Raw genomic sequence first — 12326 nt, forward strand, 5'->3', positions numbered from 1 at the left:
TGCGAATCGTACTGCCGCAGCTAGCCGAGCGGTGCTTGCTCGTCGTGGGCGCGCTCGACCGTGTCGCGTGCGGCCGAGACCACGTCGCGCCACAGTTCGAGGCCGAACGACTTCGTGGCCCGCGACGGGTAGCCCGTCACGCCGTTGGTGGACACGTGCTGAACCGCATACCGGAAGACGCTGCCCTCCGTCCGGTCGGGATCGTCGGCGGTCTGCATCTTGTCGGTGTCGACCAGTTCGGGCCGCAACGCCAGCATGATCGAGGTCTCCGCGGCGTTCGCATGCCAGTCGAGCGCGTCCTCGGTGGCGCGCCGGGCGATGTCGGGGGTCAGATCCCACCATTGCATGACGCCGATCCTGCGGTCGGCGAACACTCGGCGGAACCCATCGCAGGCGATCCAGAGCGGCGCTGCGTTGCCGACGTGCCCGTTCACGAACAGCACGCGGCGAAAGCCCGAGTCGACGCACGCCTCGGCGAGGAGGCTGGCCGCCGCTGCGGTCTCCTCACCAGAGAACGCCACCGTCCCTGCCAGTTTGGAGCCGTGAAAGAAGCTGGCGCCGAACGCAAGCGCAGGCAGGACGACGGCCGACTCCCCGGCCGCGGCTTCTGCGAGTTCGGTGGCGATGATGGTGTCGGTACCGACCGGCAAGTGTGGTCCGTGCTGTTCGGTGGCCCCGACGGGTATCAGTGCCACGCAATCCGGATCGGCGTCGATGCGGTCGGCCAGCTGCGCCGAAGTGAGCTCATTCCATCGGTGGTTCAATGCAACGTCACCCCGGCGTTCACACAGATGGACTGTCCGGTCACGTTTTTCGCTGCCGGGCTCGCCAACCAAACAACCGCTTCGCCGACATCCTCAGGCGTGCACAGCGCGCCGGTGAGCGTTTCGGCCGTGACGTCGGCGCGAATCCGGTCAATCGAACTGCCCGTGATCGCCGATTCGGCGCCCCACTTGCTGAGGACCATATCGGTCTCGATGATGCCGGGACACACCGTGTTGACCGTGATGCCCATTCCACCGAGCTCCAGAGCCGCCACCTGTCCAAGGCCTATCTGGGCGAACTTCGAGGGTGCGTACGCTCCGTAGAGCGGCCAAGCACGGATACCTGCCTCCGAGGAGATGTTGATGATCCGGCCGCGCATACCCTTCCCCGAGTCGCTTCGCTCTAGCCCGCCGGAAGACCGCATCACCTCGACGGCACTCTGAATGCCGTAAAATGTGCCCAGCAAATTGACTTCGAAGCAGCGCCGCAATTGATCGCCGGTCAGCGTCAGGATCGACCCGGCCTCCATGTAGCCGGCGTTGTTTACCCAGCAATCCAGTCGCCCGAATTCGGCGACGGCGGCTGTGGCGAGGTCGGCGGACGTGTGCTGGTCGGATACGTCGCCGCGAACCAGGACCGTCCTGGTCGAGCCGGCCTCCTCGATGTCCGCCGCGGTTTGTTTCGCGGCGGCTTCGTCGGAGGTCCACCCGATCACCACGTGAAATCCATTCCGTGCGAGCGCCTTGCTGATACCCGCGCCGATCCCACGGCCTCCGCCGGTCACCACCGCGACCGGGTATCCCGACGTCATCACCAGAACCTCAGGTAGCGATCGGTTTCCCACGACGACACGTGGGCGGCGAAGGAGTCCCACTCCGACCGCTTCGCTGCGACGTACGATTCGAACATCGCATCACCGAACACGCTGCGCGCCAGCGGGTCTGCTTCGAGTGCGTCGATCGCCTCCCCGAGGGAGCGGGGCAGCCATCCGATGTTGCGTTCGAGCAGATCGGCCTCCGACAGGTTGTAGAGGTTGTCCCGGTTGGGGTCCCCGGGGTCGAGGCCTTCGCGGATGCCCTCCAGTCCTGCCGCGAGGACCAGCGCCGCACCGAGATACGGGTTGTTGGCGCTGTCGGCAGCGCGGCACTCGACCCGGCCGCCGCCCCTGGGGATGCGGAGCATGTTGGTGCGGTTGTTGTCGCCGTAGCAGGCGAAGATCGGTGCCCACGTCAGCCCGGACATGCTGCCCTGCTTGACCAGTCGCTTGTAGCTGTTGACGGTCGGGGCGATCACCGCGCAGATCGCCGATGCGTGGCGCAGCACGCCTGCGGTGAACTGGTATCCGAGGTTGGACAGCCCACAGCCGCGCGGATCGTCCGGGTCGGCGAACAGGTTGACGCCAGCGGTGTCGGCCAGCGACATGTTGTAGTGGGCACCGCTGCCGGTCCGGTCGGCGAACGGCTTGGGCATCCACGACGCGAACAATCCGTGCTTGCGAGCGATCTCGCCGACCATCATGCGGAAGAACACCAACCGGTCCGACATCGACACCGCGTCGGTGTAGGTGAAGTCGGTCTCGAACTGGCCGTTGCCGTCCTCGTGGTCGAATGAGTAGACATCCCAACCGAGTTCGTTCATCGCCGAGACGATCTCGTCGACGACCGCGTAGTTGTGCAACATGCCGCGAAGGTCGTAGCACGGCTTGTCGAGAACATCGTCGGGACTGGCAGGCGCCGGTGTGCCGACACGGTCGTCGGTGAGCAGGAAGAACTCGGTCTCGATGCCGAGGTTGAAGGTGTAGCCCAACGTCGCAGCGTCCGCCGTCACGCGCTTGAGGATCTGCCTGCTGCAGGCCTCGAACGGGGTCTCCCCGATCCAGAGATCACCAGGGAACCAGGCGATCTCGCGGTTGAACGGGGCAATGATCGCCGCGTCCAGATCGGGGTGCGGTGCGACCTCGTCGTCGTTGACGTCCTGCGGTACCCCATCGAGGGCGGCGCCGGTGAACATCTCCGAACCGCGCGATGCCTGGTCGAGGTGGTTGAGCGGCACCATCTTCGACTTCGGCTTGCCGTGCATGTCGACGAAGCTGATCGCGGCGTACTTCACGCCGGAGGCCGCCAGCCGTTCGGCGACCTCCGTGACTTCCGTTGCCGTCCGAGTGTGCGACGGCTGGCCGTTCAATGTGGCGGTCATGTCTTCTCCCGTTACGCCGTCGACGCGAGATCGGCGGTGTTGCTGATGATTCCGAGTTCACGGCCGAGGTAGCGATAGAACTCCCAGAGCGGCCGCTCGAGGTGCGAGAGCCTGCCCACGCCCGTCACGCCTGAGCGGACGGCGCGCTGGACGGCCGTGCAGGCATCGAGGTCCTCGCGGTGGATGTCGCAGATCGTCTTGACCAACTGGCTGCGGCGTTCCTCGAGCCCCGGCGCAGCCAGCGCGGCCGGTGACATACAGATGTCGAGTTGTAGCTCGATCTTGCCAGCCCCGAGCGGAAGTACCTTGAGCCAGTACATGTATGCGGGGCCCATCGCGATTTGCAGCAGCGGATAGCCGATGAAGATGAGCGACTTGTGGTGGTGTTCAGGACTCAGCGTTGGGGCGCCGGGAGCGAGGAACGGCGGCTCCGCGGGGTAGCCGGGAGCCTGCCCCGACCACATCGTGGTGAAGTAGTCGCCGACCTCACCGGTGTAGCTCAGGGAAGCCGGGAACTGGTCCTCGAGTGATCCGCGGTGCGGGCCCATGTGGTGGTAGCACTCCATGAAGTTGTCCACCATGATCTTCCAGTCCCACTCGCACACTCCCCAGTCGGTCTGCTCGACGGTCTGGTAATTCTCCAGGTCGTAGACGTCGACGATCGGATCCAGCGCCGCGTACTGGCTCGCCAAGGATTCCGCTTGCCCGTCGAGGTTCACCAACACGAAGCCCTTCCACACCTCGTGCCGGAATTGCGTGAGCGGATAGTCCTTCCGGTCGAACCCAGGAGACTGCTTCATCTCGGGTGCTCCTGCGAGATGACCGTCAAGCCCGAAGGACCAGAGGTGGTAGGGGCACTGCAGGACGTTGGCCTCCCCCGCGCCGGTGCACACCTCCATCCAGCGGTGGGTGCAGTTGCGCGACAACACCCGGATGTCGGACTTGCGGTCGCGGGTGACGACGAGCGGTGTGCCGAGGATGTCGATGCTGTAGTAGCTCCCGTCGATGGGAACCTGCTCGACGCGGCAGAGCGGAATCCAGCCGCGCTTGAATACCCGGTCGACTTCGGCGGCGTACAGCTCGTCGCTGCCGTAGGCCTCTGGCGGCAGGGTGACCGCGTTCTCGGGTGACTCGACCCCACAGGTTGCGGTGAGTCGTGAGTAGTCGAATGTCATGGACCCGACGATAGGCAGGTTCTGTTGCTGGGCTGTTTCGTCGTGGTAAATGACTAATTGAAACCCTCACTGGCTCGTATCTGGGCAAAACGTCGAACTACCACTGGCTTCAGGCCACAATTTCAATGAGTTATCGAAACCTGTGCCGTTACTGTGCTGCCCGGCGACCGGTCGGCGGTCGGCGGGTCCTTCCGTTCCAGCCCCCGCTCCGTTCCGAACGGGTTAGGTATGACGTCATGATCGAAGTCACCCTGCTCGGCACCGGCAGTCCCATGGTCGACGCGAATCGCGCAGGGCCGTCGACGCTGGTGCGCGCCGGCGAGCAGATCTTCCTGGTCGACTGTGGCCGGGGCGTGCTGCAACGGGCCGCGGCCGTCGGCGTCGGGGCCGCAGGTCTCTCGGCGCTGCTGCTGACGCACCTGCACAGTGACCACATCACCGACCTCGGCGACGTCATCACGACGCGGTGGGTGACGACGTTCGTGCGCACGCCGCTGCCGATCATCGGGCCGCCAGGCACGGCCGCCGTGGTCGCGGCCACGCTGGAGGCGCTGGCACCGGACATCAGCTACCGGATCGCCCATCACGCGGATATCACCGAACCGCCCGCCATCGAGGTGCACGAGTACACTGGGGGCCCCGTGTGGAACTCATCCGGTGTCCAGATCCGGGTTGCCCCAACCGATCACCGACCCGTGGAGCCCACCATCGGCTTCCGCATCGAGTACGGCGGGGCGTCGGTCGTGCTCGCCGGTGATTCAGTGCCGTGCGAAAGCCTCGACGCACTCGCCGCTGGGGCGGGAGCGCTGGTTCACACCGTGATCCGCAAGGACCTCATCGCGCAAGTGCCGCAACAGCGGCTGAATGACATCCTCGACTACCACTCCTCAGTCGAGGAAGCCGCAGGCACTGCGACGCGGGCCGGGGTGGGCACGCTGATCCTCACCCACTACGTCCCGCCGCTGGCTCCCGGACAGGAGGACGACTGGCGCGCGCTGGCCGCCTCGGTGTTCCCCCGCCAGATCGAGCTGGGCGACGACCTACATCGCGTCGAGGTACACCCCGGGGTGTGCATCAACCGGTAGCGGCCAGGCGTGCGGCCGCGTCCGTCACCGTGGCGAGGGCTTCGGGAGTCCACGGCCTGCCGCGCACGATGACGACCGTATGCGTTATCCCGAGATCGCCCAAAGTGATGCAGCGGCGTGCGAATTCGTCGACTGTCTCACCGGGTTCGAGTGCGGTGCTGACAGTCCGTTCCACCTCGTCGACCGGCCGGCCGAAGTCTGCACAATGCCGCGCCAACACCTCGAGTTGGCGCCGGATGGTCTGGCCGCCGTCGGGAACGTCGAACAGATTGCAGGCGTCGCCGTACTCGGCGACCAGGCGCAGCGTGCGCCGCTCGCCCGTGCCACCGATCAACACGGGCGGCCGAGGTGATGCGACGGGTCGGGGACTGCCGACGGGGTGCTCCAGTTCCAGATAGTTGCCCCGGAACGGACCGTCGTCGCCACTCCACATCTGCTGAGCCAACCGGAGCAGTTCGGTCAACCGGGCGAACCGTTCGGCCGTTGCGGGCATGAACAAGCCCATCGCACGGGCCTCGTCGGCGTTGTACCCTGCGCCGATGCCCAGCCAGGCCCGGCCATCGGTCAGCACGTCCAACGTCGTGACCGCCTTGATCAGCAGAGCGGCGGCGCGGAATGTCGCGGCGGTGACCATGGTGCCCAGCCGTAGCCGCGACGTGCGGGCGGCCAGGAAGCCCAACGCGGTGTAAGCCTCCAGCATCGGTTCGTCGAGGCGACTGGACGGATCGGCCTGCAGGAGGTGATCGGCAACCCACAGGGTGTCGACCGCGGAGTCGTCCAGCGTGTCGGCGAGTGCCGCGAGTTGGGCCCGGATTTCGCGGTGCGGCCACGAGTAGTTGGTGACGCTGACGCTGAGCCTCATGGTCACGCCTCCGCGGCGTGGACGGTCTCGTTCCGGCGTCTGCGGCGCAGCGGCAGCAGTGCACCGGCCACGATCAGCCAGATCAATCCGGAGAAGCGGGCGACCGGCAGCAGCACGGCAAGCGGAGGCCAGATGAGCACCACCGTGGTCAGCTCGGCGACGACGGCGATGGCCAGGCCGGTCCAGGCGACCGGCCTGGGGAGGAGGCCGAGGATCAGGCTGGGTACCGCGATACCCGCGATCAGCAGTCCGAGCGCGACGACGTGTCCGGCGCCGCCGGTAAGGAACACCAGGTAGTACACCGCACGAACGAGCGCAGGGTCGGCGCTGACTTCGGGTCGCGACAGTGTCCAGGCCAGTAGTCCCGAAAGCCCCAGCCCACCGGCGGCCAAGATGCCACCCGCGAGCGCGATCGTGGCGCCGGGCGCGGTAATGCCCAGTTGGCGCAGTCTTGCACTGGCCGTGGCGGCGTAGATGGCTAGCGGTACGGAGGACGCGAACACCCCGATGGCTCCGACTTGCACCGCAGCTGAATTGCCATGGAAGTAGCCCTGTATCGCCGTGTCGGAGCCGTACGGCAGCGGCATCACGCCGCCCATGGCTGCGCTGACGCCAAGTCCGACCACCAAGAGCCCCAGAGAAATCCCGGCCAGCACGGCCAGCGGCGGTCCACCCTGTCGTGGCCGGCCGGAGACCTCATTTCGATCTGTGAGTGAATCGTTCATGTGACGAACGATATGACGCTACGGCCGCCGACGCAAGGGTGAAGATGATTTCGCATTCGAACGATTCGCCGGATGTATGATCGTCGGGTGTCAGCTACCAACGACGACCACGGCGACGGGATCGCCTTCCTGCTCACTCAGCTGGGACACGACGCCGCGACCCAGTTCGCCGAGCAGATGGCGACGATCGACCTATCCGCGCCGCACGCCGGGATACTTCGCACCATCGCGTCCGAACCCGGGCGCAGCCAGCAGGCGCTGAGCGGTCGACTCGGCGTGTTGCCGAGCCGTGTGGTGGCACACGTCGACGAGCTGGAGGCCCGCGGCTACGTCGAACGTCGACGTAACCCCGATGACCGACGCCTCCATGCGCTGTACCTCACGGCATCCGGAAAACGGTTGATGCAGAAGATCTCAACGCTTGCCCGCCAACACGAAGGCCGCATGACCGCGGGGCTCGACGAACAGCAACGTGGAACGCTGCGCGAGCTCCTCGCGACTCTGGCGCAGCAACGGGGCCTGACCCCGCACGTCCACCCGGGTTATCGAACCCTCGGCCGCGCCAACGTGCGATCTAAGCCAGCCGGGTGATCTCCACGACGACGTCGAGGTCGGTGGAACCCGCGCCTGAGTAGATCCCCTTCAGCGGTGTGACGTCGGAGTAGTCGCGGCCGACGCCCACGCTGATGTACTGCTCGTTGATCTCCTTGTCGTTGGTGGGGTCGAAGTGCCACCACCCACCCGTCCACGCCTGTACCCAGGCGTGGCTCTGGCCATCGATCGTGTCGCCGACCGCTGCCTTGCGCGTGGGATGCAGGTAACCGGACACGTATCGGGACGGAATCCCCATGCTGCGCAACAGAATCAACGTCAGATGGGCGAAGTCCTGGCAGACGCCCTTGCCCTCCCGGTGAGCGTCCAATCCCGACGAGTGCACACCGGTGGTGCCAGGCACGTAGTCGAGCTCGGTGTGCACCCAGTTCGCGGCCTCCACCACCGCCTCTTGCGGATCGTGATACTTGGCGATGCGTTGCCCGACCCTGGCGATGCGCCGGCTGTCCGGGGTGTACTTCGTCGCCGTCAGGTATTCGTCGAAGCGGTCGAGCACGGCCTCTGACTTCAGGTCCTCCCAGGAGACCCTGTCGGCGGGCAGCTCACCCTTGTCGGTCTCCACCACCGACGACGCGGTGACCTCCAGTTCGGTGTGCGGGGCATGCAAGTCGAACGCCGTCACCGCGGTGCCCCAGTAGTCGACGTACCGGTAGGACCGGGTGGCTGGCACGGTTTCGACGCGGTTGAGGATCACGTTCTGCCGGGAGTCCGAGCGTGGGGTCAGCCGCGCCTCGTTGTAGGACGCCGTCACCGGTGACTTGTACGCATAGCCGGTCGAGTGCACGACACGTAACCGCCACATATCAGACCTCGCCCTCTTCGATGACCAGCGATCCATTGCGGCCGGCGTCCGTCCATGCCACCCACGGGGCGGAGTGAAAGTACTCCAGCGCCAACGCCTCTCCGACTTCGGCGCAGGTCATCTGCAGCCCGCCGAGGCGCTCCTCCAGAGACTCCAACAACACCCCTGGCCGCAGGAACTCCAACTCACTGCGGGCGCGACCCAGCAGGCGTTGCGCCTCGTCGGTGGCTCCGATCCGATTGTGCGCGCCGTTGTGCAATTCCTCGAGACTGTGCTCGGCCAGCCGCAGCGAGTACATCACCGAGCGCGGGAACAGCCGGTCGAGCAGCATGAACTCGACGACACGTACGGCGTCGAGCACGCCGCGGTACGTGCGCAGGTAGGTGTCGTGCGCACCCGCCGAGCGCAACACCGTCACCCACGCCGGCGACGAGGCGCTATCGCCGACGCGCGAGAGCAGGAGCCGCACGGTCATGTCGACGCGTTCGATCGCCCGGCCGAGCACCATGAAGCGGTACCCGTCGTCGCGGGACAACGTGGAATCGGCCAGCCCGGCGAACATCGCGGCGCGACCCTCGACGTACGACAGGAACTCGTGCGGGCCAAGTCGCTTCGCGGCACGTTCCCGCTCGGCGAGCGCGTTGTAGGTGGTGTTGAGGCACTCCCAGATCTCGGTCGACGTGACTTCGCGTGCGCCGCGGGCGTTTTCACGGGCCCCGGCGATGGATTCGACGATCGAGCAGCCGCCCTGGGTGTCGTGGCTGAACGCGACGAGGTCGGTCAGCGACCACAGGTCGAGCGCCACCTTTGGCGGCTCGATGCCGAGCACCTTCAGCAGCGTTCTTGACGCCTGGTCGGGGTCGACGCTGGAGTCCTCCAGCAGTTGGTGCACGGTGACGTCGAGGATGCGGGCCGTGTCGTCGGCCCGCTCGACGTAGCGCCCGATCCAGTACAGCGATTCCGCGTTGCGTGCCAGCATCATTGTCTCCTCTTCGCGCAAGCGCTCATCGCAAGTCCATCTCCCCTATTGCTGTTGTTGCTGTTGTTGCTGCCCCGATTGCGACTGTTGCTGTTGCTGCGACGCGTCGGGGCCCTTCTCGGACTTGGTTCCGTTGGTGGACTTCGGCAATGCCCTGACCACCTCGGCGGCAGCCAGCTCGCGATCGGCCACCGACGCCCGCGAGGCGAGCACCCAGGTGTCCTTCGAGCCGCCGCCCTGGCTGGAGTTGACCACCAGCGAGCCCTCGGGCAGCGCGACGCGGGTCAACCCACCCGGCAGCACCCACACGTCGTCGCCGTCGTTGACACAGAACGGCCGGAGGTCGACGTGCCGAGGGGCCAGCTCGTCGTCGATCTGCGTTGGCACCGTCGAGAGCTGCACGACGGGTTGGGCGATCCAGCCGCGCGGGTCGCTGCGGATCTTCTTGCAGATGGTGGCCAGCTCCTTCTCCGAGGCATCCGGGCCGAACACGATGCCGTAGCCGCCGGAGCCTTCGACCGGTTTGATGACGAGCTCGTCGACGCGGTCGAGCACCTCCTCGCGCTCCGCCTCGAGCCAGCAGCGGTAGGTGTCGACGTTGGCCAGCAGCGGTTTCTCGCCGAGGTAGTACTCGATGATCGTCGGCACGTAGGTGTAGACCAGCTTGTCGTCGCCGACTCCGTTTCCGACCGCGCTGGAGATCACGACGTTGCCCGCGCGGGCGGCGTTCAGCACCCCCGCCACCCCGAGGACCGAGTCCGGTTTGAAGTGCATGGGGTCGAGATATTCGTCGTCGATGCGCCGGTAGATGACGTCGACCTGGCGTTCGCCGTTGGTGGTCCTCATGTAGACGGTGTTGTCCCTGCAGAACAGGTCGCGGCCCTCGACGAGTTCGACGCCCATCTGCCGGGCCAACAGGGAGTGCTCGAAGTAGGCCGAGTTGTAGACGCCTGGGGTGAGGACGACGACCGTCGGGTCGGCCTCGTTGGAGGCAGCGGCCTTGCGCAGCGCCTGCAGCAGATGCGACGAGTAGTCACCGACCGCGCGCACCCGGTGCGTGGCGAAGAGGTTCGGAAAGACGCGGGCCATGGAGCGCCGGTTCTCCATCACGTAGGACACCCCTGACGGGGAGCGCAGGTTGTCCTCGAGGACGCGGAACGTTCCCTGCGCGTCGCGCACCAGGTCGATCCCTGCGACGTGGATCCGCACGCCGTTGGGCGGCACGATGCCGGCGGCCTCGCGGTGGAAGTGCTCGCAGGACGTCACCAGGCGGCGTGGGATCACGCCGTCGCGCAGGATCTCCTGCTCGCCGTAGACGTCGTCGAGGTACATCTCCAGCGCCTTGACCCTCTGGGTGATGCCGCGCTCGAGCCGCGACCACTCGGCGGCAGAGATCACCCTTGGCACCAGGTCCAGCGGGAACGGGCGCTCCTGACCCGACAGAGAGAAGGTGATCCCCTGGTCGATGAAGGCGCGGCCGAGCGCGTCGGAACGCGCCGCGAGCTCGGAGGCATCGGACGGGGCAAGCTCGGCGAAGATGCCCTTGTACGGGCCGCGCACGTTGCCATCGGCGTCGAACATCTCGTCAAAGGCCTGCGAATAACCGCCGACGCTGTTGTAACCGTCGAAGATCCCCTCGTAGCGCTTCGTCGAGGACGGGGATTTGCGCGACGACCGCGCACTGGCTGTGGGAACGGTTCGAAGGCTCACCTGTGACATGCTGCCTCACCAGCGCCGTTTCGGCAGGCCACTGGCAATCGCTTTGGGTAATTGGGGCACGCGCTGGTAACCTGAACCCTCGCTGCCCGACACCGGGCGCCCGCATGAACACCCATGCCAACCCAAGCTGACATTTAGAAGGAATCAACGCGTGGCCAACATCAAGTCGCAGGAAAAGCGCATCCGCACCAACGAGCGCGCTCGTCTGCGCAACCAGTCGGTGAAGTCCGAACTTCGCACGGCTGTCCGCGGCCTCCGTGAAGCCATCGACGCCGGCGAGAAGGACAAGGCCGCCGAGTTGCTGGTTGCCACCAACCGCAAGCTCGACCAGGCCGCCAGCAAGGGCGTCATTCACAAGAACCAGGCGGCCAACAAGAAGTCCGCTCTCTCGCTGGCCCTCAACAAGCTCTGATCGAGCTGCCCTCGATCGGGCGCTCGCCTCAGCCCTTGGCTGCCAGTTCCGCCACCCGGCGCACCGCCGTCTCGAGTGCGTAGTCGGCATTCGCCGCCACGCCCTTGACGTCGCCGTTGAGCGCCGCGACCAACCGCATCGCCTCGGCCACCGAATCGCGTGACCAGCGGCGGGACTGTTTCTGTGCCTTCTGCACGCGCCACGGCGGCATGCCGAGTTCACCCGCCAGCTTGTACGGATCACCCGACAGCGGCCCGATTCTGGCGATCGCGTGCACGGCCTCGGCGAGCGCGTCGGCCAGCACCACCTGCGGTTCGCCGCTCATCATCGCCCAGCGCAGGGCTTCGGCCGCGCCTGCCACGTCACCCGTGACCGCCTTCTCGGCGATCTCGTAACCCTTCACCTCGGCCTTCCCGCTGTGATAGCGGCGCACCGCAACGGGATCGACGTGACCGCCGGTGTCGGCAACCAGCTGCGAGCACGCCGCGGCAAGCTCGCGCAGGTCGGAGCCCACGGCGTCCAGCACCGCGGTGACCACGTCGTCGCTGACCTTGACCCTCAGCTCGCGGAACTCCCTGCGGACGAACTCAGCACGCTCCGTTGGCTTGGTGATCTTGGCGCACGGATGCACCTCGGCGCCGAGCTTCTTGAGCTGATCGGCCAGCGCCTTGGCGCGCCCGCCGCCGGAGTGCACGACGACGAGCATGGTGCCCGGCGGCAGATCCGCCGCAGCGGCGGCGATGAGTGCCACCGCGTCCTTGCCTGCCTCGGCCGCCGACTCCAACACCACGACGCGCTCGTCGGCGAACAGTGACGGGCTCAGCAACTCGGCCAGCTCGCTGGTGCTCACCTCGCCGGCACGTAGTCGATCGACGGGGACGTCCACGGTGCCCGCCGCCTCGCGCGCGGATCGCAGCACGTCGCCAACGGACCGTTCTACGAGCAGTTCTTCGTCACCCAGTACGAGGTGCAGTTGGCTCACGCTGAGATCGTG

The 12326-nt window shown here is 66.5% G+C and carries 13 protein-coding genes; 3 read left to right on the forward strand and 10 right to left on the reverse strand.

Annotation, left to right across the window (positions count from 1 at the left end; all coding sequences use genetic code 11):
* Positions 1-20 precede the first annotated feature (20 nt).
* The 4 genes from HNP02_RS19195 to HNP02_RS19210 are packed head-to-tail and all read right to left on the reverse strand — an operon-like array spanning position 21 to position 4136.
* Positions 21-764 (reverse strand): creatininase family protein, encoded by a 744-nt coding sequence (locus tag HNP02_RS19195; RefSeq protein WP_184441372.1) that lies wholly within the window; start codon positions 762-764, stop codon positions 21-23.
* The gene (locus HNP02_RS19200) at positions 761-1576 is read right to left on the reverse strand and encodes an SDR family NAD(P)-dependent oxidoreductase (RefSeq protein WP_184441374.1); all 816 of its coding nucleotides are present in this window, start codon (positions 1574-1576) and stop codon (positions 761-763) included. The genes HNP02_RS19195 and HNP02_RS19200 overlap by 4 nt, the downstream gene beginning before the upstream one ends.
* Positions 1576-2961, reverse strand: coding sequence for a type III glutamate--ammonia ligase (glnT, locus tag HNP02_RS19205; RefSeq protein WP_184441376.1), 1386 nt, complete (start codon positions 2959-2961; stop codon positions 1576-1578). Before glnT ends, HNP02_RS19200 begins: the two co-directional genes overlap by 1 nt.
* A gap of 11 nt (positions 2962-2972) precedes the next feature.
* Complete coding sequence (locus HNP02_RS19210) at positions 2973-4136, reverse strand: aromatic ring-hydroxylating dioxygenase subunit alpha (protein WP_184441378.1); 1164 nt, start codon at positions 4134-4136, stop codon at positions 2973-2975.
* Positions 4137-4372: 236 nt separating this feature from the next.
* Between HNP02_RS19210 and HNP02_RS19215 the strand changes: the two genes are divergently transcribed.
* A complete protein-coding gene (locus HNP02_RS19215; protein ID WP_184441380.1) occupies positions 4373-5221 on the forward strand; it encodes a ribonuclease Z in 849 nt (282 codons plus the stop codon).
* Here the strand turns inward: HNP02_RS19215 and HNP02_RS19220 are convergent.
* Together HNP02_RS19220 and HNP02_RS19225 are read right to left on the reverse strand one after the other, a co-directional pair.
* The gene (locus HNP02_RS19220) at positions 5211-6083 is read right to left on the reverse strand and encodes a TIGR03560 family F420-dependent LLM class oxidoreductase (RefSeq protein ID WP_184441382.1); all 873 of its coding nucleotides are present in this window, start codon (positions 6081-6083) and stop codon (positions 5211-5213) included. The genes HNP02_RS19215 and HNP02_RS19220 overlap by 11 nt on opposite strands.
* Positions 6084-6085: 2 nt before the next feature.
* On the reverse strand, positions 6086-6808 hold the full coding sequence (locus HNP02_RS19225; RefSeq protein ID WP_184441384.1) for a hypothetical protein: 723 nt from the start codon (positions 6806-6808) through the stop codon (positions 6086-6088).
* Between the two features lie 87 nt (positions 6809-6895).
* Between HNP02_RS19225 and HNP02_RS19230 the strand changes: the two genes are divergently transcribed.
* On the forward strand, positions 6896-7399 hold the full coding sequence (locus HNP02_RS19230) for a MarR family winged helix-turn-helix transcriptional regulator (protein WP_309241626.1): 504 nt from the start codon (positions 6896-6898) through the stop codon (positions 7397-7399).
* On the opposite strand, the gene HNP02_RS19235 is transcribed toward HNP02_RS19230, so the two are convergent.
* From HNP02_RS19235 to HNP02_RS19245, 3 genes are read right to left on the reverse strand one after another with little or no spacing between them, the layout of a single operon-like run.
* Positions 7383-8222: a transglutaminase family protein gene (locus tag HNP02_RS19235; RefSeq protein WP_184441388.1), complete on the reverse strand. Its 840-nt coding sequence runs from the start codon at positions 8220-8222 to the stop codon at positions 7383-7385. The genes HNP02_RS19230 and HNP02_RS19235 overlap by 17 nt on opposite strands.
* Position 8223: 1 nt before the next feature.
* Positions 8224-9201, reverse strand: coding sequence for an alpha-E domain-containing protein (locus HNP02_RS19240; RefSeq protein ID WP_184441390.1), 978 nt, complete (start codon positions 9199-9201; stop codon positions 8224-8226).
* A 45-nt stretch (positions 9202-9246) separates the two neighbouring features.
* On the reverse strand, positions 9247-10920 hold the full coding sequence (locus HNP02_RS19245; protein WP_184441392.1) for a circularly permuted type 2 ATP-grasp protein: 1674 nt from the start codon (positions 10918-10920) through the stop codon (positions 9247-9249).
* 151 nt (positions 10921-11071) lie between these two features.
* Here HNP02_RS19245 and rpsT point away from each other — a divergent pair, with 151 nt between their 5' ends.
* Entirely contained in the window at positions 11072-11332 is a 261-nt protein-coding gene (rpsT, locus tag HNP02_RS19250) for a 30S ribosomal protein S20 (protein ID WP_184441394.1), read from the forward strand.
* Positions 11333-11360: 28 nt separating this feature from the next.
* Here rpsT and holA read toward each other — a convergent pair whose 3' ends face one another.
* Positions 11361-12305 (reverse strand): DNA polymerase III subunit delta, encoded by a 945-nt coding sequence (gene holA, locus HNP02_RS19255; RefSeq protein ID WP_184441726.1) that lies wholly within the window; start codon positions 12303-12305, stop codon positions 11361-11363.
* Between the last annotated feature and the right edge of the window lie 21 nt (positions 12306-12326).

This window comes from Mycobacterium sp. AZCC_0083, assembly GCF_014202335.1.
In the GTDB taxonomy this organism is placed as follows: Bacteria; Actinomycetota; Actinomycetes; order Mycobacteriales; family Mycobacteriaceae; genus Mycobacterium.